Genomic DNA, 23,781 nt, shown 5'->3' with positions numbered 1-23,781 from the left:
CAAGCGCTGGCGCAATCATCGTGGAGAAACATCAGGCCGCCTGCAGCGATGTGCCGTAGGTCACGCCCTTTTCCTTCAGCCAGCGACGATAGGCAATCGAGCTTGCATCTGCCCGCGTCGGAATTTCGGATCGCGCTTCCATCGGCAGGAGAACCGGGCGCTGGTTTTCCAGAATAATGCGGTCCTGCAGAAAGATCAGCTGCTGGAACTGGATCAACGAGGCCGTGGTCGACTGGTCGTCGATCAGGTACATCACCGGATGGGCGCGGCAACGACCCGGATCGAGCGGCTGTACGAAGAGGCAGATTACATCCCAGCGGTTGGCGGAATTCGGGCAGGTCTTGTAAAGCAGCGTCGAGAACGGCGTCATCACCCGGTAGATATATTGGGTCATCAGGCCGTCTTTTGCCGAAAGGGCAGCCTGCGGCTGGAAGAACTGGCAATTGGTTGCCCAGACTTCATCCACATCGCGGCGGATTTCGACATTGTACTGCTCCACCTGCGTATGCGGTTCGGAGCCGAGAATATCGGTGTGGACGAAGGGGAAATGCGCCATGTCGAGAAAGTTCTCGATGATGCGCAGGCCGGATGCCTTTACCGACACGGCACCGCAGGGCACATAACGTCGATCCGGCTCGTCTGCTTCCACAATAGGAAAGATGTCCTTTTCCGGCGTGCCGAGCGTGGTCCAGACATAGCCATAACGGCGCTTGATCGGAAGCGGCAGGCCTTGTCCTTCGGCAAGAACGGTCACTTCGCCTTGCGCGGTGCGGGTCACCACGAGATCGGTGCCGAGCAGCCGGTTGGCCGAGGTGCCGTAGGGGATTTCGGCCTCCGTCTCGATTGGATACCACTGATCGAGTGACGCCCGGTCTGTCGCCTTCATGGAAAAACCCTCTCGTGCCTGTCGTTTCCAGCCTTCGGATAAGTTTTACGCCGTTTGCCCATGCTGTCCATCACCGGACGCTGCGGAAATAGGGTTGCCCAAGGGCTGCCGGTGCCGCCATCAGCCGGCGCATGCGCTGCCAGGCGATGACGGGCACGATGATGAAGGCGATGGTTCCGGCATAGGGCAGCATGGACAGGAAGGCCGGCGCAATCGGCCAGCCGCGCGCCTGCCCGACAAAACCGAGCGCCGTGATGAAACCGAAGAGCAGGCCGGAAAGGGCGGCCGGAATGGGCCGGTACCCGGCAAAGATGACGAGAGCCACGGCAATCCATCCGCGCCCGGCCACAACCCCATCCGACCAGGCCGGCACGAAGGCAAGCACCAGATAGGCGCCGGCACCGGCGGCAAGGGCGGCACCTGCGCAGACATAACCGAAGCGAAAGAGGGTAACCGGAATGCCCGCAGCATCGGCCGCCGCCGGGTTTTCGCCCACCGCACGCATGTTCATGCCGTGGCGGGTGCGAAACATCAGGTAGGAAAGGCCGAACGGCAGGATGATGTAGATGAGATAGACCAGAATGTTCTGGCTGAAGAAGGCCGGGCCGATGACCGGCAGTTTTGACAGGAGCGGCATTTCCACACCCTGAAATGTCGCTGCAACCGGCATGCCGGAATAGGATTTGCCGATCGTCTGGGCAAGGCCCGTGCCGATCAGCGTCAGGGCAAGGCCACACAGCACCTGGTTTGCCCGGATGGTGACGGTAGCAAGGGCAAACAGCGCGCCGAACAGGGCGCCGACGCACAGGGCCGCCAAAAAACCGACCAGCGGCGAGGGGTAAGCGCTGACGGTGGCAACCGCCGTGATGGCGCCCATGGCAATCAGCCCTTCGGCACCCAGATTGACGACACCAACCCGTTCGGCCAGCACCTCGCCCATGGCCGCCAGCGCCAGCACGCCGCCGGCAAGAAAGGCTGTCGTCAGAAGTCCGGTCAAGAGATCCATCGCACGGGTTCCTTTCAGCTTTTGTCGCGCACGACACGGTAATGCGACAGCTCGTCGCCAATGGCCGTCAGGAAGAGGATGAGACCGGTAATCGCCAGCACGGTGGAGGTGGTCAGTCCCTGCGTCTGCAGGATGATGCCCGAATTGAGGATGAAGGCCATCAGGGCTGCGGCAAAGATGACACCGATCGAGGAGCCGCGCGCCAGAACCGCAACCATGATGCCAAGATAGCCGTAATTGTTGGAAATGCCGCCTTGCAGGCGATGCACCGTGCCGGCAATTTCCAGCATGCCAGCTAGGCCGGCAATAGCGCCCGATATCAGCATGACGGTGATCAGGTGGCGGCGCGCCGCAATGCCCAGATATTTGCCCGCAGCCGGATTGGAACCGATGAGCCGTACCTCATAGCCCCAGCGGGTAAAGGCAAGGAGGCCGGCCATCGCCAGGGCAAGCAGGACGGCAATCGGCAGGCCCCAATGTACCAGTCCCCAGAATTCAGGTATTTCGGCTTTGATGCGCGGTGTGGCGGAATTGGCAACACCGCCGCGTTCGCGCCAGGCGTCGGTCGAGACATAATAGACGAGCAGGATGGCGACGAAATTGAGCAGCAGCGTGGTGATCAGCTCGTTGACATTGGCATAGGCACGCGCAAGGGCGGGAATGAGGATCCAGACGAGCCCGCCGAATGCGCCTGCGACACCCATGCCAACAAGGCTCCAGCCTCCCGACAGCGGCGCAAAAAGGCCGACGGCGCTGGCGGCAAAGGCGCCTGCATAAAACTGCCCCTCCGCGCCGATATTCCACGCGCCGATCTGCTGGGCAACCGTCACCGAAAGTCCGGTGAGGATCAGCGGAATGACCAGAAGCCCGAGATCTTCCAGGCCGAAGCTTGATCCGAGTGAGGAGGTGACGACCTGCAGGCCAAGCGCCAGCGGGTTTTTTCCGACGAAGGCCAGGATGACACCGGCAATGACAAGCGCAAGAGCGATTGCCAGGATGCGCGCGCCAAGCGCTGCGGCTGGCGTTGTGGAGGGCAGGCGTTGCAGACGAAAATCAGCCATGGGCTGCACCCTTTTCGCCCCGCAGGCGCCCGCCCATCATCAGGCCAATCTCGTCGATATCCACCCGGTCATTGTCAAGCACGCCCATGATGCGGCCCTCGTAAAGCACGGCGATGCGGTCTGACAGGTTGAGCAATTCCTCCAGTTCCTCCGAAATCAGCACGATACCGGCGCCTGCATTGCGCAGGTCCACGATGTATCGCAGCATGGTGTTGATCGCGCCGACGTCGAGCCCGCGGCTTGGATAGGCGGCAACGAGAATTTTGGAGGCGATGCGCATTTCGCGCCGCGCGACCAGCCTCTGCTGGTTGCCGCCCGACAGGTTGCGGATCGGCATGGCAAAATCGGGGATCGCCACGTCCGCAACGCTTGCGATCTGGCGGGCCAGAGCCTTTGCGGCACGCGGGCGAAAAATGCCGGCAATGGTGACGGGCGGCTTGGCGTATTCGCGCATCACGGCATTGGCGGTAATCGACAGGCCCGGCGCCAGCCCGCTGTGCAGCCGGTCTTCCGGGATATGGCCGATGCCGCGGCGCACGAAATCGGCAGCGTTGGCATGGGCAATGGCGTGTCCATCGATTTCGATCACGCCGGTTGCGGCCGGCCGCGTTCCAGTCAGCACTTGCGACAGTTCGCGTTGCCCATTTCCGGCAACACCTGCAATGCCCAGAATTTCGCCGGCGCGGACATCGAGTGAGATGCCATGCAGAGCCGTATGTCCATTATCGTTCAACACGCTGACGTCGCGCAGACGCAGCACCGGCGAGGACGACACGGCAGCCGCCCCTGGGGGGCGGGCGCGCATGTCTGCCAGAACGATATCGCGACCGACCATGAGGCGGGCAAGTTTTGCCGGCGTGCAATCGGCCGCAAGTTCCGTGCCCGCCTTCCTGCCGCCGCGTAGGATCGTGATGCGGTCTGAGATTTCAAGCACCTCGTCCAGCTTGTGCGAGATGAAGATCACGGCATTGCCGGTAGACACGAAATCGCGCAATGCCTTGAACAGTTCGCGTGCTTCGGCCGGCGTCAGAACGGCGGTTGGTTCGTCGAGGATGAGCACGCGAGCCTTGCGCGCCAGAACCCGCAGGATTTCCACCCGCTGCTGTTCACCGGTCGAAAGCTCGGTGATGCGCGCCGATGGCTTGACCTGGAGATTGAACTTCTGCGCAAGTGCCGCCGTGCGTTCTTCCAGGGCAGGGGCAGAGGCACGCCTTGGCGTCTCGCTCCAGCCGAGATGAATGTTTTCGGCAACGGTGAAGGCGTTGACCAGCTTGAAGTGCTGGTGGACCATGCCAATGCCGGCCGCGATGGCCTGAACCGGCGAGGCAAACTGGCATGCGTAGCCATCAATGATGATTTCGCCGGCATCAGGCTGGTAGATGCCGGTCAGAATATTCATCAGCGTGGATTTGCCCGCGCCGTTTTCACCAAGCAGTGCGTGGATCTCGCCCGGCATCACCTCCAGGTCGACATCCTGGTTGGCAATCACGCCGGGGAAATACTTGGCGATGCCCTTCAGCTGCACGAGCGGTGCTGCACCTGTCGGCACCACGTATCGATGGCTTGGTTCAGTCATTCGGGCGCTACCGGCATGAGAGGCTGGCGGAAGGTATCGGGCACGTCAGCGCCCGATACCGCATGTCGTCGGTTATCCCGGTGCGGTCAGAGGCCGGTGACGCCTTCGACGGACCAATCCCAGTTGTAAAGATCCATTTCCGACATCTTCTGGCCCTTTGCCAAACGCACCGCCCCCTTGGAATCCTTCAGTTCGCCGACGAAGGGCGACCAGCCGCCGAGGATTTTTGTGCGCACCGCGTCAGCAGCCTTGCCGACATCTGCCGGAACCTTTTCGCCCCAGGCATCACGGTCGACGCCGGCACCCATGGCAAACAGGCTTTCGGTTGGTGTCCATTCGCCGGCGAGCCGCTTGCGCACCTGTTCGACGTAATATTCCTTGAAGTCGATGATAATCGACGAGACATAGGAACTGGGGCCATAGCGGCGAATGTCGGTATTCCACATGGCGGCCCAGACACCGCGTTTTTCGGCCACCTGCAGATAGGCCGCCTCATCCATGATGCCGAACAGGAAATCGCAGCCATTGTCGATCAGCGCCGTGCCGGCCTGGGCCGCCGCCTGCGGATCGAACCAGGAATTGATCGTGATGGTCTGGCAGGTGGCGCTGGGGTTTACTGTGCGCGCGCCCATCAGGAAGGCATTGGTGGAAGTATAGACGGAGGCAACCGGGAAGGAGGCGACATAACCGAGCTTGCCGCTCTTTGACAGATGGCCGGCGGCAACGCCCAGCACATAGGTCGGATACCAGTGCGCCAGGTAATACCAGCCGAGATTGTCCATCAGCACATGGCCGTTGCATTCCATGAAGGCCGTATCCTTGGCCCGGCGCACCACTTCGTGCAGGAAGTCACCGGTAGAGGACGTGTCAAAAATCATGTTCGCGCCTTCTGACACGAACTGGCGATAGGTGCGCGTGGCATCGGCCGAATAGGGCACGTTTTCCACCTCAAGCACCTTCTTGAGGTTGGGGAATTTTTCCTTGACCGCCAGAACGCCCTGATGGTGCGACCAGGTCCAGCCCTCGTCGGTGACCGGGCCGACATGGCCAAAGCCGATCACGGCATTCTTCTCGTTGACGGCAGGAAGTGCTGTTGCGGCAGAGGCAGAGCGCACAAGGCCGGGCAGCGCAAGCGAGGCACTGCCGGCCGCCGCCATGTTCAGGAAGCCGCGACGGGAAAGACTACGCAGGTCGATCATTGGAACCCCTTATTGTTTCTGTTTCGAATATGCGATGGGAAGCGGCATTCCCCCGTCGGCCTGAAATTGGCAGCCAATCTGCTGCAACTCCTGTGCCAAACCGCAAAGCGACAGTGTTGGGGCAAGACAGCGGGCCGTGGCCCAGCTTTTGCGCGTCCCTTCAAGCCTGCTGCCTGCCCAATCGGACTGCCCTGAAGATGCGCAGCGACACCTCGGCTTCCAGCTGGAAAGCCCGCCAACACCCTTCGAGCCCGAGCTTTTCAAATCGCCAGTGTTCCGCATAGTCGAAAAAAATAGATCGGAAGCATGCGCAAAAGGCAACATCTGCCCGGACAGAATTTGCTTGAAAGCGGGCTCTGGCTGAGGCTAGACTGAATAAAATTAAGGCATGATCAAAGTTTAGTCATATGCCCAAGATGCAGACAATCGGAGACGAAATGCGCCGCAGCAGCATGAACGGGCAGGAGAGGGCGGATCGAACACGGCTTGCCGGGCGCCATCCTGGGGTCGCCCCATGAACCCGCCGGTGCATTTCCTGTTCGAGGGCGCGTTCGATTGCGACAGCTTTCTCGGCTTTGCCCGCCACCGGGCCGACAGGCTCGATATCGATCTTGACGTCAATGCCTGCAGCGGCACACGCGTCAGCCTGTCGGTTTGCGGGCAGGAGGCACTGGTCGACATGTTTGAAATGGCCTGCAGCCTTGGCCCAACAGACTGCATCGTGATGGATGTGACGCGCAGCGATGCCTGATGTCGAGAGGCGCAAGTTTTCAGAATTCAAGGGGAATGAACTATGTCGAGTGAAGCAGCATGGGTGCCGGTGGCGCTCTCGGCCTCCATCGAGCCGGGCACGTCGGCTGGCGCCGTTGTCGAGGGGGCTGAACTGGTTGTCTGGCGCGATGCCAAGGGCGTGGCGCATGTGTGGGAAGACCGCTGTCCGCATCGCGGCATGCGCATGAGTTTCGGCTTTGTGCGCGGCGACCATATTGCCTGCCTCTATCACGGCTGGTCCTATGATACGGCCGGACAATGTCGCCATATTCCCGCCCATCCCGATCTCGACGTCCCAAAGACGATCAAGATCGCCACCTATGCCGTCGAAGAAGCCGGCGGCGTGATCTGGACGCGGCTCGCAACCGCTGCGCAGGCTGCCGATCCGCTTCCCACTATGGGCACAAACCTTCCGGTGCGCAGCCTTTATGCAGATTGTTCCGCGGCCCACGCTCTTGCCATCCTGAAACAGACGCAACTGCCTGTCGGGAAAGACGAGACGTATCCCGCCCGGCTGCAGGTCGTTACCCCGCATGCCTGGACCCTTGAGGCCGGCGCGCTCAGCCTGTCGATTGCCGTTCAGGTGATCGGTCCGCAAAAGATCGGGCTACATATCCTGGCCGACGAGGGGTCGGTGGATCTGATTGCAGCCCTTGCACGCTGGGCGCAGGCTTTGCGGCTTGCCCTTGAAGCGCCTGTAACCGTTGCGGAGGTGGCGTGATGTCTGAAATCACCCTCTACAATCACGATCTCGACGAGAACTGTTACCGCGTGCGGCTGATGCTCTCCTTCCTCGGCATTGCCCATGAGATCGTGGCCATCGACATGGTGCCCGGTCATGAGGAAAAGGGGCCGGCGATGCGGGCGCTCAACCCGCTTGGCAGCCTTCCCATTCTCAAGGATGGAGACCTTGTGCTCTATGGTACGCAGGCGATCCTTGCCCATCTGTCGCGTGCCCATAATGCGGCCGGCGTCTGGCTGCCGCTTGAACCCGCCACCTTTTCACGCGTCATGCAGTGGACGTTCTTTTCCGCCACGGCACTCGCCTGCGCCATCGAGGCCCGCCGCGTGGCGGTATTCGGCACTGCCGGCGATTTGGAGGCCCTGACGAGAGAGGCGCGCCAGGCGCTGCGCATCATGGATGATCACATGGTCCTGCGCCATATCGAAGGCTTTGAGTGGTTTGCGGCAGACACCCCGACTATTGCCGATCTGTCGCTTCTGCCGAGCTTTGCGCTCAGCCGCGATTATGGCATCGACCATGACGAGTTTCCCGCCCTTCGCCGCTGGCTGCGGCGCTTCCGCATCCTGCCCGGGTTCCGCACCATGCCGGGCATTCCAGATTATCATTGAAGACAAGGCGGGAGCCGCAACCGGCACATCCCGTCACAAGAGGAGATCTTGCCATGGCGCTCACCCGATTTTCCGTCGCCCCGCTTGCTAGCATGACGCGGCGGTTGGCCGATGTCGCCTCCGGACGTGCAAGCCCGGATCTGGTGATCACCGGGGCACGCGTGCTCTCCACCTATTCGGAGCGCATCCTGCCGGAGCGAGAAGTCTGGATCGCCGGTGGCCGGATTGCGGCCGTCAAACCGTCCGGCACGTCGAAAAGCACAAGCGCGAAGCGTTATGATGCGCGAGGCGGCATTATCGCGCCGGGGCTGGTTGACCCGCATATCCATATCGAATCCAGCATGGTCACGGCCTGCGCCTATGCGGAAGCGGCCCTTCTCAACGGCACGACGACGATCTTCTGCGATAGCCACGAGATCGGCAATGTCATGGATGTGGCGGGCGTCGAGGCGATGCTGGAGGATGCCCGGCATGCGCCGCTGTCGATTTTCCTCACGGTCCCCTCCACCGTGCCGGCAACATCGCCCGATCTTGAAACGGCAGGCGGTGATCTGACGGCAGAGAAGATCGCCGCTCTGTTCGACAAATGGCCGGAAGCCGTGGCGCTGGGGGAAAAGATGGATTTCGTGCCCGTCACCATGGGTGACGAGCGCGCCCACGCCATACTGGCCGCAGCGCTTTCACGCGGCAGGCCGGTCTCTGGCCATGTCTATGGCCGCGAATTTGTTTCCGCCTATGCCGCGTCCGGCGTCACGGATACGCACGAGGCCATCGACCGGGATATTGCCGATGACCTTCTGGAAGCCGGCATCTGGCTGTTCCTGCGCGGCGGACCACCGACGACGCCCTGGCATTCGCTGCCGGATGCGATCCGCACCGTCACCGAGCTTGGTGCCTCGCACAAGCGCATTGCCGTCTGCACCGATGACCGCGACGCCGAAGATCTTCTTGCCTTCGGCCTCGACTGGGTGGTGCGCGAAGCCCGCCGCGCCGGCATGACGCCGGAACAGGCCTGGGCGATGGGCTCGCTCCACGGCGCGACCCGTTTTGGCATGGAAGGCGATATCGGCGGCATGGGCGGTGGCCGGCGCGCCGATCTGGTGCTGCTCGATGATGATCTGAACCCGGTCAGCACCTGGTATGGCGGCGAACTGGTGGTGGACCAGAAGGCCATCACGCCGGCGCTCGATGCCGCCCTCTCCAACCGCTGGCGTTATCCGGAGGCGGCCTATCACACGGTCAAGCTGCCGAAGGACGTAAAGCTGACCCCGGATCTGCCGGGCGGCACGGTGATTGCCAATACCATCCGCACCGAACTGCCGGGCATCATCCTTGGCCACGAGAAAATCACGCTGGAGCCGGCCAATGACTGGGAAACCCATTTCTCCCGTCACGGGCTTTGCTTCGTCACGGTCATCGAGCGCCATGGGAAATCGGATGGCAATGTGGCACATGCGCTTCTGTCGAATTTTGCGCTGAAAAGCGGCGCGGTCGCCTCGTCCGTTGGCCATGACAGCCACAACATCATCATCGCTGGCACCAATGAGGCCGACATGCAGGTGGCGCTGCGCGCCATCGAGGCGCATCAGGGCGGGGTCTGCGTGGTGCAGGATGGCAAGGTGACGGCCATGGTGCCGCTGCCGGTCGCGGGCCTGATGTCCGACAAGCGCGTGCATGAGGTCTCGGCGGAAGTGCAGGCCCTGAAGGTGGAGTGGGAAAAGGCCGGCTGCACCATTCCCTATATGGGCTTCAACCTCATTCCGCTGTCGGTCATCCCGGAAATCCGCATCACCGACAAGGGCCTTGTCACCGTGCCCCAGATGGCCATCGTCCCGCCGTTCGAGGCGGCTTGATGGACGCCTACCGGCTGGGTCTGGTTGCCACCCGCATCCATTATTTCCAGCTGGTGGCGCGGCTGGGATCGATCCGCCAGGCGGCGCTGTCGCTGAATGTAGCGCCGTCTTCGGTCAGCCGGATCCTGCGACAGCTCGAAGACGAACTGGGCACGCCGCTGTTTGAGCGGGTGCGCCAGCGCCTGAAGCTGACCAGCGCCGGCGAGCTTCTGCTCTATCACGCGCGGGCCTCGCTTTCGGAGCTTGCCCGCGCCTGCGCGGAGATCAATGACCTGCATGGCCTGCATCGCGGAACAGTCTCTATTGCCGTGGTGGAGAGCGTGGCGCGCGGCCTGCTTCCGGCAGCCCTTGCCGCGTTCTGGGCGCGCCATCCGGCCATCACCGTCGATATCAAGGTGATGGCCTCGCAGGAGGCCGCCAATGCGGTGGCCGAAGGCGAATGCGATCTCGCCGTGCTGTTTGACGTGCGCGTGCCGCGCACCGTGCGGCGCATTGCCAGCGTCTCGCTGCCGATCGGGGTTCTGGCGCTGCCGGGAAGCGACCTGGCAGCGCGCACCGAGCTGAAACTCTTCGATCTCGCCAACCGGCGGGTCATCCTTTCCGATCAGAGCCTGACACTCGGCGCCTCTGTGGAAGATGCGCTGAACCGCTCTCTACTCGATCTGTCGCGCCGCTCGCGCACCAATTCCATCGGCCTGATGGTTGAACTCGCGCTGAGAGATCTCGGGCTTGTGCTGCAAACCCGCGTCGGCGTGGAACAGGAGCTGGCACAGGGTCTTCTTGTCTTCGTGCCGCTCACCGACACCCGGCTTCCCAACCGCAAGCTGATGCTGCTGTCCCGCTCGACCAAGGAAATGTCGGATGCGGCAAGCGCACTCGGCCGGCTGCTGGAACAATCGGTTGAGCAGCTGACGCAGCCATCGGGGCAGACGGGTGGGCAGGGATTGGGAAAGGCACCTTGAGATGTTGCCTTTTGCGCAACGAATACCTCAGAAGATACCAGCTATTCGGAACACTTCAGGTTTGCGATCCTTTGCTCGAAACGAGGGAAAACCATGAAGCCATCATCCGTCGATGCCGTGATCCGCGGGCTGAAGAAAGCCGGCGTCAGCACCGTCTGCTATCTGCCGGACTCGCTCTTCAAGGAGCTTTACCCGGCGCTCGATGCCGATCCGGATATCCGCACCATCCGCGTTACAAATGAGGGCGAAGGTGCTGCCATCTGCGGCGGCATCTTTCTCTCGGGCAAGCGGGCAGCACTCATCATGGAAAATTCCGGCCTGCGCGCCTCCGTCGAGCCGCTGGCACGCATGGGGCTGGGGGCAGGCATACCCGTCATCATGCTGATGAGCTATCGCGGTGAATTGGGCGAAAACAACTGGTGGGCCATTCCGCACGGCATCACCATGGAACCGGTGCTGAATGCGCTGCGCATTCCCTACCGCGTGGTGCGCGAGGAAGACGAGATCGAGCAGTCGATCGTCGATGCCTATAACTGGTCCTACAATGCCTATTACCATTCGGCCATCGCCCTTGGCGGGAGTATCGTTCGATGAAGCGCTATGACTGCATGAAACTTCTGGCCGAACGGCTGAAGGACGAGCTGGTGATCCTGTCACTCGGCGCCTCCGTCGATGAATGGTACAATGCAGCCCCGCACATGCGCGCGGCAAGCCTCTTCCAGCAGCAGCTCGGTTGCGTCACGCCGCAGGCCTTTGGTCTTGCAACCGGCCTGCCGCACCGGCGCATCATCTCGCTCGATACCGATGGCGGCATGATGTTCAACCTCGGCATTCTGGCCACGCTTGGCAATGAGCAGCCGAAGAACCTCTTCATCGTCGTCTGGGACAACGAATGTTACCAGTCGATCGGCGGGCCGCCGACGCATACCGCCTTTGGGCGCGTGGATATTGCCGCCATTGCCCGTGGTGCCGGCGTCGAGCATGCCTACACAGTGCGCACGCTTGAAGAGTTCGAGACCCATTGCGCGGCGGGCCTTGTCGCTGACGTTCCTTACGTGGTCGTGGCCAAGGTGGCCGGCACCGTGCAGCCGGATATCAAGCGCAAGCATTCGGACGGGCGCGAGGACAAGTATATTTTCGTGCGCCATGTGGAGGCGACCGAAGGCATCGTGATCATGGGGCCGAGCGAGCACAATTGAGACCGATGGAATGACCGACATCCCGCCGATCCTGCCGAACCGCGCGCTGCAAAAAGCCTATGACTATATCGTCATCGGCGCGGGCTCCGGCGGGCTGCCGGTGGTGCGGCGCCTGATCGATGGCACGGATGCCACCGTGCTTCTGGTGGAAGCGGGCGAACCGGGGTTTGGCATCGCAGAGATCGAGGATCCGCGCCAATGGGTGCCGCTCGGGCGCGGCCGCTGGGACTGGGGTTATGATTATACGCCAACGCCCCGCGTCAACGGCCACACGATCGGCATTCCGCGCGGCAAGGCGCTCGGTGGGTCATCGGCGATCAATGCGATGATGTGGTATCGCGGTCATCCGAACGATTATAACGCCTGGCAGGCGGCCGGCTGTAACGGCTGGTCCTTCCGTGATGTGCTGCCTTTCTTCAAAAAGGCGGAGGATTGGGAAGGCGGCGAAAGCTTCTGGCGCGGGGCCGGTGGGCCGTTGAAAATCACCACCAGCAAAAAGCTGCATCCGGTGGCGCAGGCGATGCTGGATGGCGCGGCCGATCTTGGCATTCCTGTGATTGCCGATCCGAATGGGGAAAGTAACGAGGGCGCCTGCCCCTCCAATCTCAACATCGCCGATGGCAGGCGCTGGAGTTCGGCGCATGGCTATCTTTATCCGATCCTCGATCACCCGCGCTTGACGGTGCTGACCGGCTCGCAGGCCATCGGCCTGACGCTCGAAAGGGGACGCTGCACCGGTCTTCGTCATCTGGTGAATGGAACCGTTGTCGAGACCCGTGCGACAACGCAGGTGGTGCTGTCGGCCGGCACCTTCGATACGCCGCGCCTCCTCATGCTGTCGGGCATTGGCGATCCGGCCGAACTGAAGCGGCTCGGCATTCCGCTGGTCCATGCGTTGAAGGGCGTCGGGCGCAATCTCCAGGATCATCCGCTGGTGCAGGCCGTCGTCTGTCGCTCGAAACTGCCGTTGGGCGAGGTCCTCGACAATGGCGGCGGCACGATGATGAACTGGAAATCGCAAGCCGGCCTTGCGCAGCCGGACGTGCATAGCTTTCCCGTGCAGGGAAACAGTGCGGCCCCCGGCCTTCGCGCGCTCCACGATATGTCGGGCACGGTGTTTTCGCTGGGCGCCGGGCTGATGCATTCGAAAAGCATCGGCGACCTGCGCCTGCTGTCAGCCGATCCATTCGGCCCGCTCGACATCCAGCCGAACTATTTTGCCGAACCATCCGATCTTGAGGCGACTGTGGGTGCCATCGAGACGGTGATGGCGCTTGCGGAGACCCCGGCCTTTTCCACCCTGTTTGACGGGTTTGCCGCCCCCAAAGGCCGGTTGTCGCGCGCGGCCTTGCGCGAATTTGCCCGTAACGGCTGTTCCACCTTCTTCCATCCGGTCGGCACCGCAAAAATGGGTCGGGACGACATGGCCGTGGTCGACAGCCGGCTTGCCGTGCACGGGCTCGACGGATTGATGATTGCCGATGCCTCGGTCATCCCCGTCATTCCCACCTGCAACACCCATGCGCCCGTCACGATGATCGGCGAGCGGGCCGCCGCCTTTCTTCTGGAGGCGGTGTGAAACTTGCGTCCTTCGTCCTGAAACCCTGGAGCAGACCATGACCTCGACCGCAACGATCCTGACGGCTGATTATCTTCTGACCATGGATGCGCAAAACAGCGTCATTCCGGAAGGCGCCGTCGCCATCGAGGATGGGCGCATTGTCTCGGTCGGCACGCTGGAGGTGGTCAAGGCCAGCCATCCGACGCTTCCCGTCAAGAGGATCGATAACGCGCTGCTGATGCCGGGCCTCATCAATGCCCACGCCCATTCCGGCTTCCTGCGCGGCACGGCCGAACACCTGCCGGTCTGGGATTGGCTGACCATCCACATCAACCCGATGCACCGCGTACTGCTGCCCCACGAGGCAGAAGCGGCGTCCTATCTCTGTTACGCGGAATCGGCGCTGTCGGGCACCACGACAGTGGTCGACATGTGGCGCTACATGGATGGAAGCGCGCGGGCCGCCGAGGCGATCGGCACCCGGCTCGTGGCCGTGCCCTATGTCGGCGAACATCCCGATTACAATTATTTTGACACGCTCGACATGAACGAGGCGATGATCGAGACATGGCACCGCAAGGCCAATGGCCGCATCAATGTCTGGGTTGGCCTTGAACATCTGTTTTACGCCGATGCGGCAGGCCAGAGCCGGGCGATTGCCATGGCCAAGCGCCACAACACCGGCTTTCACACCCATTGCTCGGAAGCGGAGGTGGAGGTTGGTGGGTTCCTCGAAACCTACGGCAAGAGGCCGATGCATGTGCTGGAGGATCTCGGTTTCTTCGAGGCGCCGCGCACGATGCTTGCCCATGCGGTCTGGCTGGATGATGCGGAAATCGAGCTGATTGCCAAATACAATGTGTCGGTCGCCCATAATCCGGTGTCCAACATGAAGCTTGCCTCCGGCATCGCCCCGATTGCCGACATGCTGGCAGCTGGCATTCCCGTCGGGCTCGGAACCGATGGTGAAAAGGAAAACAACAATTTCGACATGTTCGAGGAGATGAAGACGGCCTCGCTTCTGGGCAAGCTGCGCCACCACGATGCCTCGGCCATGGATAGCTGGCAGTGCCTGCGCATGGCAACCAGTCTGGGCGCCAAGGCAATCGGTCTTGAAGACGAGATCGGCTCGCTGGAAGTGGGCAAGCGGGCGGATATCATTGCGGTGCGTACCGATACGCCGCGCATGACGCCGCTGTTCGGGCAAGGCCCCTATTTCAACCTTCAGCACAATCTCGTCCACGCCGTGCGCGGTGGCGATGTTGCCATGACCATGGTGGACGGGCAGATTATCGTCGAAGATGGGGTTCTGAAGACCGGTGATATCAAGGCGATCATTGCCGATATCCATGCCATGGCACCGGCCCATTTTGCCCGCCGTGCCGAATGGCTTGCGGCAAACGGCGGCGGCACCAAGCAATGGATCAGCGAAAAGGCATCTGTCGCATGAAGACGACGGACCGGGTTGCGCTGGATGACTGGTATGCCGTTGCAACGGCTGGAGATCTGACGGCAGAGCCGGTGCGCACAAAGCTGCTCGGCCAGGATATCGAAATGCGGCTCGGCTCGGACGGCGCACCGCTTGTGCGGGAAATCGGTCCGGCCGGCCAGCCCGGACCGGCATTGCCCGTTCAGGTGAAGTACGGCTGTCTATTCGTCACGCTCGGCACGCCGGCAAAGGATATCGTCCATATCGAGGAAGCCCTGGAGACGGATCGACGCTTTGTGCTGTGCGGCTGGGTGACCATGCGCGCCTCCGGCCTTCGGGTGGTCGAGAACTTCCTCGATATGGCGCATTTTCCTTTTGTCCATACGGATATCCTCGGCTCCGAGCCGTATACGGAAGTGCCGAATTACCTGTCCGAGATCCGCCGCGACGTGGACGAGGTCTGGGCAACCAACTGCACCTTCTTCCAGCCGCGCATCGCTGCCACCGAAAGCGAGGGCGATTTCGTGCAACTGACCTACCGTGTGCCATCACCCTTCGTGGTGATGCTCTACCGGGTCTGTCCAACGTCGCCGAACCGGCTCGATGCGATTGCGCTCTTCATCCAGCCGATGGAAGAGGGGCTCTGTCGCGCCCAGCCGGTGATGTATCTGGTTGATGCGGTTTCGCCGCACAAGGCGCTCCTCAACTTCGAACAGGTCATCTTCCTGCAGGACCGCATCATCGTGGAAAACCAGCGCCCGTTGCTTCTGCCGCTGGAACCGCGGGCGGAAATTCCGACACGCGCCGATTCCTCCTCGATTGCCTATCGCCGCTGGCTGAAAGAAAAAGGCATCCGTTTCGGCACCACGGCCGGGGCCGCCTGAGATGGAGGTTCTGGCCCCCGACACGTTGGACAAAGCGCTTCTGGAAGCAAGTCAGCCAGAAACGCGCCTCATTGCTGGGGGCACGGCACTTCAGCTTGAGTGGGCAAAGGGGTGTGTCCAGCCCCGGCGGATGGTGAGCCTTGCCCGCATTCCAGGCCTTTCAGGCGTTATGCAAGGACAAAGCGCAGTTCGTATCGGGGTCATGACGCCGCTTGCAGAGCTTTTGCGCGCGCCAGAAATCGCCGCGCACCTGCCGCTTCTGGCCGCAGCCATCCGCGTGGTGGCAAGCCCGTCGGTTCGAAATCTGGCAACGATTGGCGGCAATATTGCCGGGCGAACCGGCTGTCTTCTGCCAGCCCTTCTGGCGCTTGATGCGGTTGTCGACGTTGCAGGCGCTGCCGGAAGCGTCAGCCTGTCGCTGGAGGACTGGCTTGCAGATACCGACCGAGAGCCGGAAATCCTCACCGCGATCCACATCGCGCCCCAAGATCCGGACGAACGTTTCGTGTTTCGCAAGACAGGACTACGCGCCGCCTTCACGCCAAGCGTCATCAATGTCGCCGGCCGGATTTTGCCGGGCAGAGATAGCCCCCGCTTTGCCCGTCTTGCGGTCGGTGGCGGCATTGTTTCGCCGGCACGCCTGCGGGAGGCGGAAGCGCTCGCCTGTGGCGATGGCGACTGGGCAGCACTTCATGCGGTCCTGCTGTCGACCATTGACGCGCCGGGCGATGATGTCCGTTCCGCCGCCTATCGCCGGACCGTTGCGGCCAATGCGCTGACCTTTGGTCTTGGCGGTTACCTGCCGGCCCGTGCCCCCGCAATGTCGGTCGCCATCGAGCCTCATAGCTCACAAACGGGAAAGGTCGAGTTAGCGCTTGGCCGCACCAGATCGCCGGAACGCTGGCATATCCGCCCGGACTTGCCCGCCAAGATCGGGGGCACTCTGACTTATCTCACCGACCATCGCCAGAGCGACATGCTTGTCGGGCGCATCCTGCGGGCAGGCATCGCCCATGCGCGCATCCTCTCCATCGACACAACAGAGGCGCAAGCCTTGCCCGGCGTCGCCGCCGTCGTCACGCACCGCGACATCAGGGGTGAAAATGCCTTCGGCATCGTTGTGCAGGATCAACCGGCGCTTTGCTTCGACAAGGTTCGCCACCGCGGCGATCCGGTCGCAGCCGTTGCCGCCGTCGATGATGCGACGGCGCAAAAGGCGCTGTCGCTGATCAAAGTTGTCTATGAACCGCTTGCCCCCGTCACGGATGTCGAGGCGGCCCTGCTGCCGCAGGCCGTGGCAGTGCATGAAACCGGCAACCTGCAACGGGAAATCCTGTTTTCGCGCGGCGATGTGGCGCAGGGGTTTGCAGAAGCCTTCCATGTGGTGGAAGACACCTATGTCACCCCCCGGCAGATGCACGGTTTTATGGAAACCGAAGGAGGCTATGCCTTCGTCGATCCGGATGGAACGCTGAACATCTGCGCCGGCGGCCAGCACGGCGGGCGCGACCGGTTGCAGTTGTCGCGCATTCTCGGCCTGCCGGAGGAGAACATCCGCGTTGTCACGTCCCCGACAGGCGGAGCCTTCGGCGGCAAGGATGAGCTTTCCGTGCAGCCGGCCCTGGCGCTTCTGGCGCTGAAGGCAGGGCAGCCGGTGCGCCTGCAACTGACGCGCGCTGAATCCGTGCTCGCCGGCCAAAAGCGCCACCCGATGACGATCCGCATGAAAACCGCCTGCGATGCAAGCGGCCTTCTTCTCGCCCAGGAGGTGGATCTGCTGGCGGATGCGGGTGCCTATGCCTCTCTCGGTCCCGGCGTGCTGGAAACCGCGATGGAGCATGCAGCCGGACCCTATAACGTTTCCCATATCGCCACGCGCGGTCGCCTTGCCTATACCAATAACGGGCTCTGCGGCGCCTTTCGCGGTTTTGGCGCCAACCAGATGACCTTTGCCATCGAATGCCAGATGGACCGGCTGGCAGCCCTGTGCGATCTGTCGCCCGTGGAGATCAGGCAGCGTAACCTGCGCCTCCCCGGCACCCCCGGTTATCTTGGTCAGACGGTTGCCCCCAGCGAACGGCTGGATGAAATGCTGGCGGCAGCCAAAGCGAGCCCGCTCTGGAGGCGGCCGCAGGGGCTTTGCGATGACGCAGAATGGCTGATCGGCACGGGCATGGCGATGAACTACCAGGGAAATGGCCTCGGATCGGTCATCCCCGACCCCTGCGCCGGTCGGCTTGCCCTGACAAAGGATGGCTTCATCGAAGGTGCCTACGGGCTGGACGAGATGGGGCAGGGGCTGCTCACTGCGATCTGCGGCGCGGTTTCCACAGAGCTTGGCTGCGCGCGCTCCGATGTTCGGCCGCTCACGGGTGATACGCGGCTGGCGCCGGATTCAGGCTCCACCACGGCCTCACGCGGCACCTATGTCGTTTGGGCATCCGCGCGCAAAGCGGCCCCTGAATTCCGCCGGCAGATGTGTGACGCGGCCGCAGGCCTTTTGGGATGCGATCCGCAGCGGCTGGTGTTCGCGCCCGGCGGGCTGGCGGAGGCAGGCAGCAATAGCGGGAAACTGCTCGTGACCTACCGGCAGCTGGCCGACCACCTGCCGGACGCCGATCTTCCCTCTGTGACGGTAACCTACGAATTTCCGAAGACCGATTATCCCGCCAGCAATGCCCGCTATATCTTCGCCTTCGGGGCCGCGCTGGCCCGCGTTGCGATCAGCCGCGTCACGGGCCAGTTGCGGGTGCTCGATCTGCATCAGCATTCTGCCGCAGGCCCGATCATCGATCTTGCCGCCTATCTCGGCCAGCTTGAGGGTGGTGCCGTGCAGGGGTTGGGCTTTACGCTCAGCGAAGACTGCAAGATGCGTGACGGTGCCCATCTTGCCACCAACCTCGACACCTACATGCTGCCCGGCATCCAGGATGCACCGGCTGACCTCAGCATCTTCGCACGGGAGGAACTGGATGCCGGCGACGAGCTTGGGCCGCGCGGGGCAGGCGAACTTGGTATCGGGGCAATCACACCGGCCATCGCCAACGCCATTTTTGCCGCCACCGGCTATTGCCCGGCTGTCACGCCAATTGACCCGGAAGCCCTTCTGTCCCGTCTCGCGGTGCCCGAATGACCCTCGATTTCACTCTCAATGGCAAACCAGTGTTGCTCGAATGCACGGCCGATACGCGCCTGACGGACATCCTGCGCGAGCATCTGGCGCGAACGGCCACCAAGCTTGCCTGCGGCATCGGCCGCTGCGGCGCCTGTTCGGTTCTGATCAACGGCCGGCTGGCCAATGCCTGCCTGCTGATGGCGTTCCAGCTTGAGGGCGCAGATATCATGACCGTCGAAGGGCTCCTAGCGCATCCGCTGGGACAGGCGGTGCGGGAAGGATTGGCGGAGGAAAACGCCTTCCAATGCGGCTACTGCGCACCTGGCGTCTCACTTGCGCTGGTTGCCTTGTTTGCCGAACAACCCGATGCCGGGGAGAGGGAAATCCGCGCCGGACTTGAAGGCAATCTCTGTCGCTGCACCGGCTATCATTCGATCATCAGGGGCGCGCTGAACGCTGCCTCCCGCATCCGCACCGCTCAGTTGCGCTGAAGGAACACCGGCATGACACTTGCACTCACCACCATCGCCCCGAAGAGCCAGGGAGCCAGAGATTTTCTGGCAAAGCGCCGCAAGCAGATACTGATTGGCGGTGCATGGCGGAACGGCGCATCGGCGAGCTGGTTTGAAACGGCTGATCCGGCCACTGGCGAGATCCTTGCCGAACTTTGCGAAGGCACGGTGGCTGATGTCGATGAAGCCGTGGCAAGCGCCCGCACTGCCCTTTCCTCGACCGCATGGAAGGGATTGACGCCGTCGCAGCGCGGCAAGCTGTTGTGGAAAATCGCTGAACTGATCGACACCCATGCAGACGAACTGGCCGAACTGGAAACGCTCGATCAGGGCAAGAGCTTCAGGACCAGCCGCTTTGCTGAAATTCCAGCCTCTGCCGAACAGTTCCGCTATTTCGGCGGCTTCTGCACGAAAATCCTCGGCACCACCATTCCTACCTCGATCAGCTACCAGCCGGCGGGAAAACAGATCTTTGCCTATACGACGCGTGAACCGGTCGGCGTGGTGGCCGCCATCACGCCGTGGAACTCGCCGCTGCTGATGGCCGCGATGAAGCTTGCGCCCGCACTGGCGGCCGGTTGCACCGTGGTGCTGAAGCCGGCCGAGGAAACCTCGCTGACTGCGCTTCGGCTGGGCGAATTGATGCTGGAGGCCGGATTGCCGGACGGCGTGGTCAATATCGTCACCGGTTTTGGCGAGGTTGTCGGAGCAGCCCTCACCGCCCATCCCGATGTCGACAAGGTGGCCTTCACGGGTTCCACCGAAGTGGGCAAGATGATCGTTGCGGCTGCGGCCGGAAACCTGAAAAAACTGACGCTGGAACTGGGCGGAAAATCACCTGCTATCATCCTGCCCGATGCCGATATGACACTGGCGATCGATGGCGTGGCACGCGGTATCTTTTCAAACTCCGGCCAGGTCTGCGTTGCCGCCTCGCGCGTCTATGCCCACAGATCGGTCTGCGACGCGGTGGTGGACAGGCTGTCCAAGGCGGCGTCGGCGCTGCGGCTCGGCCATGGGCTTGATCCGGCAACCGATCTTGGCCCATTGGTGAACCGCCGCCAGGCGGATCGTGTCGCCGCCTATGTTGCAGAGGGACAGGCAGAGGGCGCCAACATCGCCAGTGGCGGTACCCAGAGCGGCGAGTGTGGCACTTTCTACGCGCCGACTGTGGTTACGGCCGTGCGCTCGGAGATGCGCCTGATGCGCGAGGAGATCTTTGGCCCCGTCGTTGCGGTCACACCCTTTGATGATGTGGAAGAAGCCCTGACCTATGCCAATGACAGCCCTTACGGTCTGGCCGGCAGCATCTGGACGAAAGACCTGTCCTGCGCCCACCGCCTGGCGGCACAGGTGAAAGCCGGCACGATCTGGATCAACTGCCATTCCTATTTTTCGCCCGAACTGCCCAAAGGCGGCCACCGCCAGTCGGGCTGGGGCTATGAAAACGGCGCACTGGGACTGGAGAATTATCTGGAAACCAAGACCGTCTGCGCTCTCATTTGAGCAAGGCTTGCGCCGTCGGAGAAGAGCTGCAATCTCTTGATGAAATTTGATTATCAGAGACGAACGTTCAGTGTTGGGCGCTGCGGGGGCAGGCAACAGCAATGGTCTGGGAAAGCAGACGTGCTGCGGATGACATATAAAAAACACTGCTGACATCAGAACGCGAACCCGCCGACATGCGCCGGGAGCGCGATGAGTGGCGCGAACATCGTCAACCCGCTCTGCAAAAGAGCCCCTCACGTCTCGTCTGTGTGGACGAGACGTTGGCCAAGACCAAGGCGCGCACAGGTTAGGGCACCCGCACGGGACCGGGTATCAGCCCGGAGGATATTGCCGACCACAATTCTCGGGTCGTTCTGGCGCTGCTGCGCAGCCTCGGTCCGTTGACATCGACATTGTCGAAATGCGTACTGCCGAGGCGAAGCTCCATCTATACGTGGCGATAGACCGAACCAGCGGGGACTGTCAGGAATTTCGTGTACGGACGTGCGGTTGAACATTTCTGTCTACGCCCTCGCGGCCTGGAAGCGATCCGCGAAGAGAACGGCAAACTGGGATTTCGCCATTGCCCATTCTCTTGGCGGCATTTTCCACTCTTTCTCCGATCTGTTCAAGACCAGATACAGGAGTTTGGTCACCGCCTCATCGGAGGGGAAATGCCCCCTTGCGCGCACCGCGCGGCGTAGCTTGGAATTCAAAGCCTCGATGGCGTTCGTCGTATAGATGATCCGGCGCACGTCCTTGGGAAAGGCAAAGAAGGGAATGACCTCCTGCCATGCGCGCTGCCACATTTGGCCGATAGCCGGGAACTTCTGGCCCCAGAAGCCCGCTTCAAACGAGGTTAGTGCGGCTTCAGCAGCCGTGTCATCGACGGCCGAATACATCAGCTTCATGGCGCGCGCCAAATCCTTGCGGTCTTTCCAGGAGGCAAAATCCAGCGAGTTTCTGAGCAGGTGGACGATGCAGGTCTGCACAGTCGTTTGCGGAAAGACCGCGTTGATGGCATCGGGGAAGCCCTTCAGCCCATCGACGACGGCGATCAGGATATCCTAACGCCCCGATTCTTCATCTCGTTCATGACGCGCAGCCAGAACTTTGCGCCCTCGTTGGTCTCGATCCAAAGACCGAGAATTTCCTTGGTTCCATCGCCGCGAACGCAGAGCGCCACATGGACGGCCTTGTTGCGCACCGTGCCTTCGTCGCGGATCTTGACCCGAAGCGCATCGAAGAACACCAGCGGATAGACCGGCTCCAGCGGACGCGATTGCCAGGTCGCAATCTCATCGAGCACAGCATCAGTGACCGCCGAGATCAGGTCCGGCGAAACATCCACACCATAGAGTTCCTGCACATGGCCGACGATCTCGCGTGTGCTCATCCCTCGCGCGTACATCGAAATGATCTTGTCGTTGAAGCCGGGAAACCGCCGCTGATATTTGGCCAGAAGCTGCGGATCAAAACTCGATTGCCGATCCCGCGGTATCGACAGTTCCAGAGAACCGCCGTCTGTCAAAACAGTCTTCTTTCCATAGCCATTGCGGCTGTTGCCGCTGGAACTTTCGCTTGAGAGATGGTGATCCATCTCCGCGTTCAGCGCCCGTTCCGCAAGCGCCTTCTTCAACTGGTCGAGCAGACCGCCGCCGTCAAAGGCCGTCTTGGCATCAGCCCCGCCGAGCAATTGGTCCAATATCGTGTCCGGGATAACCGGCTCTTTCCGTCGTGCTATGGGTGGTCTCCATCATACCCATTATGCACTCCCGTACACGAAATTCCTGACAGTCCCGAGGCTTTCGGTTTATCGTCTGCTCAAGGCCCATGACCTGATCACCTCGCCAGCCTATATTGTCATCAAGGCCAACGACGAGCTCAAGGACAAGACCACGCGGCCAAACGAGATGTGGCAGAACGATTTCACCTATCTGAAGGTCATCGGCTGGGGCTGGTTCTACCTATCGACCATCCTCGACGATTATTCCCGCTACATCATCGCCTAGAAACTTTGCACCAGCATGAAGGTCGATGACGTCACAGACACGCTCGACCTGGCACTGACCGCCTCAGGCTGCGACAAAGTCAAGGTCGAACATCGACCGCGTCTGCTATCCGACAATGGCCCGTGTTACGTGGCCGCCGATCTCGGCGCATGGCTGGAGAAATATAAGATTGATCAGGTCCATGGAGCTCCCGGCCATCCACAGACACAAGGGAAAATCGAACGCTGGCACCAGACGCTCAAGAACCGCATCTTGCTCGAAAACGACTTCTTCCAGGAGGACCTTGAGGCGCAGATCGCGACCTTCGTCGAGCATTACAAATCATCGCCGACATCACGAGAGCCTCGACAATCTCACTCCGGCCGACGTCTACTTCGGACGCGGCCAGACCATCCTGCTGGAACGCGAAAGGATCAAACGAGACACAATCAGACAGCGCCGCTTGAACCACCAGGCCAAAGCGGCTTAAATCAACACGTAAACTGAGCCGGAAACTCCAATCTTCCAGAGCAGGAAAAGTCTCAAATCATTCGACGACAGACAATATGTGCACAGAGGATGATGGGATCGGTCTTCAGGTGGATTTTGGTAGAGAAGCCGCCTCGCGAGCGTCCAAGCGCTTGGCCATATTGCCCCCTTTTGCTCCTGCTGCCGAAACATGCGCGCACACCACGGTGCTATCGAACATCTGAACCAGATCGGCCGACGTGCTCAAGTTGGCAAGGTGCTCGAAGAAAGTCTCAAAAACACCCGCCTTGCTCAATCGGGAACAGCGCTTCCAGACACTGTTCCAATGTCCATAGCGCTCCGGCAGGCCGCGCCAGGTGATATTGTTAACGGAGACATAATGCAGGGCCTCCAAAAACAGCCGGTCATCTCGACCCTTGTCGCCCCGCCGCGGCAGCGAGGCCCGG

At 61.7% G+C, this 23,781-nt stretch carries 19 protein-coding genes and 2 pseudogenes; 14 read left to right on the top strand and 7 right to left on the bottom strand.

The features are described 5' to 3' along the window. Positions 1 to 31: 31 nt before the first annotated feature. The 5 genes from E8M77_RS11825 to E8M77_RS11805 all read right to left on the bottom strand — a co-directional run bounded on the left by E8M77_RS11825 (position 32) and on the right by E8M77_RS11805 (position 5,728). On the bottom strand, positions 32 to 886 hold the full coding sequence (locus tag E8M77_RS11825) for an aromatic ring-hydroxylating dioxygenase subunit alpha (RefSeq protein WP_137130838.1): 855 nt from the start codon (positions 884 to 886) through the stop codon (positions 32 to 34). 70 nt (positions 887 to 956) lie between these two features. After that, positions 957 to 1,892, bottom strand: a complete 936-nt coding sequence (locus E8M77_RS11820; RefSeq protein WP_137130837.1) for an ABC transporter permease — start codon at positions 1,890 to 1,892, stop codon at positions 957 to 959. Positions 1,893 to 1,906: 14 nt separating this feature from the next. Further along, positions 1,907 to 2,953 carry an ABC transporter permease gene (locus tag E8M77_RS11815; RefSeq protein ID WP_137130836.1) on the bottom strand — a complete coding sequence of 349 codons (1,047 nt, stop codon included), beginning with the start codon at positions 2,951 to 2,953 and terminating at the stop codon, positions 1,907 to 1,909. Beyond that, positions 2,946 to 4,529, bottom strand: a complete 1,584-nt coding sequence (locus E8M77_RS11810; protein WP_137130835.1) for an ABC transporter ATP-binding protein — start codon at positions 4,527 to 4,529, stop codon at positions 2,946 to 2,948. Before E8M77_RS11810 ends, E8M77_RS11815 begins: the two co-directional genes overlap by 8 nt. Before the next feature lie 86 nt (positions 4,530 to 4,615). Continuing rightward, positions 4,616 to 5,728, bottom strand: a complete 1,113-nt coding sequence (locus E8M77_RS11805) for a BMP family ABC transporter substrate-binding protein (protein ID WP_137130834.1) — start codon at positions 5,726 to 5,728, stop codon at positions 4,616 to 4,618. Positions 5,729 to 6,242: 514 nt separating this feature from the next. Here E8M77_RS11805 and E8M77_RS11800 point away from each other — a divergent pair. The 13 genes from E8M77_RS11800 (at position 6,243) to E8M77_RS11740 (ending at position 20,873) form a co-directional block, all read left to right on the top strand. Then, positions 6,243 to 6,479 (top strand): hypothetical protein, encoded by a 237-nt coding sequence (locus E8M77_RS11800; protein WP_137130833.1) that lies wholly within the window; start codon positions 6,243 to 6,245, stop codon positions 6,477 to 6,479. Positions 6,480 to 6,521: 42 nt separating this feature from the next. Next, on the top strand, positions 6,522 to 7,220 hold the full coding sequence (locus E8M77_RS11795; protein WP_137130832.1) for a Rieske (2Fe-2S) protein: 699 nt from the start codon (positions 6,522 to 6,524) through the stop codon (positions 7,218 to 7,220). After that, entirely contained in the window at positions 7,220 to 7,852 is a 633-nt protein-coding gene (locus E8M77_RS11790; RefSeq protein WP_137130831.1) for a glutathione S-transferase family protein, read from the top strand. The genes E8M77_RS11795 and E8M77_RS11790 overlap by 1 nt, the downstream gene beginning before the upstream one ends. A 53-nt stretch (positions 7,853 to 7,905) precedes the next feature. Further along, positions 7,906 to 9,705 carry an adenine deaminase C-terminal domain-containing protein gene (locus tag E8M77_RS11785; protein WP_137130830.1) on the top strand — a complete coding sequence of 600 codons (1,800 nt, stop codon included), beginning with the start codon at positions 7,906 to 7,908 and terminating at the stop codon, positions 9,703 to 9,705. Beyond that, positions 9,705 to 10,667, top strand: coding sequence for a LysR family transcriptional regulator (locus tag E8M77_RS11780; protein ID WP_137130829.1), 963 nt, complete (start codon positions 9,705 to 9,707; stop codon positions 10,665 to 10,667). The genes E8M77_RS11785 and E8M77_RS11780 overlap by 1 nt, the downstream gene beginning before the upstream one ends. A 93-nt stretch (positions 10,668 to 10,760) precedes the next feature. Beyond that, positions 10,761 to 11,261 carry a thiamine pyrophosphate-binding protein gene (locus E8M77_RS11775; RefSeq protein ID WP_137130828.1) on the top strand — a complete coding sequence of 167 codons (501 nt, stop codon included), beginning with the start codon at positions 10,761 to 10,763 and terminating at the stop codon, positions 11,259 to 11,261. Continuing rightward, positions 11,258 to 11,866 carry a thiamine pyrophosphate-dependent enzyme gene (locus E8M77_RS11770; RefSeq protein WP_137130827.1) on the top strand — a complete coding sequence of 203 codons (609 nt, stop codon included), beginning with the start codon at positions 11,258 to 11,260 and terminating at the stop codon, positions 11,864 to 11,866. Before E8M77_RS11775 ends, E8M77_RS11770 begins: the two co-directional genes overlap by 4 nt. Positions 11,867 to 11,876: 10 nt before the next feature. After that, the gene (locus tag E8M77_RS11765; protein ID WP_137130826.1) at positions 11,877 to 13,445 is read left to right on the top strand and encodes a GMC family oxidoreductase N-terminal domain-containing protein; all 1,569 of its coding nucleotides are present in this window, start codon (positions 11,877 to 11,879) and stop codon (positions 13,443 to 13,445) included. Positions 13,446 to 13,482: 37 nt separating this feature from the next. Beyond that, the gene (locus E8M77_RS11760) at positions 13,483 to 14,877 is read left to right on the top strand and encodes an amidohydrolase (RefSeq protein WP_137130825.1); all 1,395 of its coding nucleotides are present in this window, start codon (positions 13,483 to 13,485) and stop codon (positions 14,875 to 14,877) included. Further along, positions 14,874 to 15,740 (top strand): aromatic ring-hydroxylating dioxygenase subunit alpha, encoded by an 867-nt coding sequence (locus tag E8M77_RS11755; protein ID WP_137130824.1) that lies wholly within the window; start codon positions 14,874 to 14,876, stop codon positions 15,738 to 15,740. The genes E8M77_RS11760 and E8M77_RS11755 overlap by 4 nt, the downstream gene beginning before the upstream one ends. 1 nt (position 15,741) lies before the next feature. Continuing rightward, entirely contained in the window at positions 15,742 to 18,873 is a 3,132-nt protein-coding gene (locus E8M77_RS11750) for a molybdopterin cofactor-binding domain-containing protein (protein WP_137130823.1), read from the top strand. Beyond that, the gene (locus E8M77_RS11745; protein ID WP_137130822.1) at positions 18,870 to 19,346 is read left to right on the top strand and encodes a (2Fe-2S)-binding protein; all 477 of its coding nucleotides are present in this window, start codon (positions 18,870 to 18,872) and stop codon (positions 19,344 to 19,346) included. The genes E8M77_RS11750 and E8M77_RS11745 overlap by 4 nt, the downstream gene beginning before the upstream one ends. 12 nt (positions 19,347 to 19,358) lie before the next feature. Next, a complete protein-coding gene (locus E8M77_RS11740) occupies positions 19,359 to 20,873 on the top strand; it encodes an aldehyde dehydrogenase family protein (protein WP_137130821.1) in 1,515 nt (504 codons plus the stop codon). Between the two features lie 506 nt (positions 20,874 to 21,379). Here E8M77_RS11740 and E8M77_RS11735 read toward each other — a convergent pair. After that, positions 21,380 to 22,599 (bottom strand): annotated as a pseudogene (locus E8M77_RS11735) (IS256 family transposase). A gap of 64 nt (positions 22,600 to 22,663) precedes the next feature. Between E8M77_RS11735 and E8M77_RS11730 the strand changes: the two are divergent. Continuing rightward, a pseudogene (locus E8M77_RS11730) lies at positions 22,664 to 23,336 on the top strand (DDE-type integrase/transposase/recombinase); the annotation flags it as partial. Between the two features lie 105 nt (positions 23,337 to 23,441). Here E8M77_RS11730 and E8M77_RS11725 read toward each other — a convergent pair. After that, the coding region (locus E8M77_RS11725; RefSeq protein WP_205910477.1) for a transposase at positions 23,442 to 23,781 on the bottom strand (340 nt) is incomplete at its 5' end.

The organism is Rhizobium sp. FY34, from assembly GCF_005222845.1.
Taxonomy (GTDB): Bacteria; Pseudomonadota; Alphaproteobacteria; order Rhizobiales; family Rhizobiaceae; genus Neorhizobium.
This window is presented reverse-complemented; position numbering and strand designations above follow the sequence as displayed.

Bases quoted from the DNA above. Each gene is read 5' to 3' on its own strand.
- E8M77_RS11825 (WP_137130838.1), bottom strand. From the start codon at position 886: ATGAAGGCGACAGACCGGGCGTCACTCGATCAGTGGTATCCAATCGAG.
- E8M77_RS11820 (WP_137130837.1), bottom strand. From the start codon at position 1,892: ATGGATCTCTTGACCGGACTTCTGACGACAGCCTTTCTTGCCGGCGGC.
- E8M77_RS11815 (WP_137130836.1), bottom strand. From the start codon at position 2,953: ATGGCTGATTTTCGTCTGCAACGCCTGCCCTCCACAACGCCAGCCGCA.
- E8M77_RS11810 (WP_137130835.1), bottom strand. From the start codon at position 4,529: ATGACTGAACCAAGCCATCGATACGTGGTGCCGACAGGTGCAGCACCG.
- E8M77_RS11805 (WP_137130834.1), bottom strand. From the start codon at position 5,728: ATGATCGACCTGCGTAGTCTTTCCCGTCGCGGCTTCCTGAACATGGCG.
- E8M77_RS11800 (WP_137130833.1), top strand. From the start codon at position 6,243: ATGAACCCGCCGGTGCATTTCCTGTTCGAGGGCGCGTTCGATTGCGAC.
- E8M77_RS11795 (WP_137130832.1), top strand. From the start codon at position 6,522: ATGTCGAGTGAAGCAGCATGGGTGCCGGTGGCGCTCTCGGCCTCCATC.
- E8M77_RS11790 (WP_137130831.1), top strand. From the start codon at position 7,220: ATGTCTGAAATCACCCTCTACAATCACGATCTCGACGAGAACTGTTAC.
- E8M77_RS11785 (WP_137130830.1), top strand. From the start codon at position 7,906: ATGGCGCTCACCCGATTTTCCGTCGCCCCGCTTGCTAGCATGACGCGG.
- E8M77_RS11780 (WP_137130829.1), top strand. From the start codon at position 9,705: ATGGACGCCTACCGGCTGGGTCTGGTTGCCACCCGCATCCATTATTTC.
- E8M77_RS11775 (WP_137130828.1), top strand. From the start codon at position 10,761: ATGAAGCCATCATCCGTCGATGCCGTGATCCGCGGGCTGAAGAAAGCC.
- E8M77_RS11770 (WP_137130827.1), top strand. From the start codon at position 11,258: ATGAAGCGCTATGACTGCATGAAACTTCTGGCCGAACGGCTGAAGGAC.
- E8M77_RS11765 (WP_137130826.1), top strand. From the start codon at position 11,877: ATGACCGACATCCCGCCGATCCTGCCGAACCGCGCGCTGCAAAAAGCC.
- E8M77_RS11760 (WP_137130825.1), top strand. From the start codon at position 13,483: ATGACCTCGACCGCAACGATCCTGACGGCTGATTATCTTCTGACCATG.
- E8M77_RS11755 (WP_137130824.1), top strand. From the start codon at position 14,874: ATGAAGACGACGGACCGGGTTGCGCTGGATGACTGGTATGCCGTTGCA.
- E8M77_RS11750 (WP_137130823.1), top strand. From the start codon at position 15,742: ATGGAGGTTCTGGCCCCCGACACGTTGGACAAAGCGCTTCTGGAAGCA.
- E8M77_RS11745 (WP_137130822.1), top strand. From the start codon at position 18,870: ATGACCCTCGATTTCACTCTCAATGGCAAACCAGTGTTGCTCGAATGC.
- E8M77_RS11740 (WP_137130821.1), top strand. From the start codon at position 19,359: ATGACACTTGCACTCACCACCATCGCCCCGAAGAGCCAGGGAGCCAGA.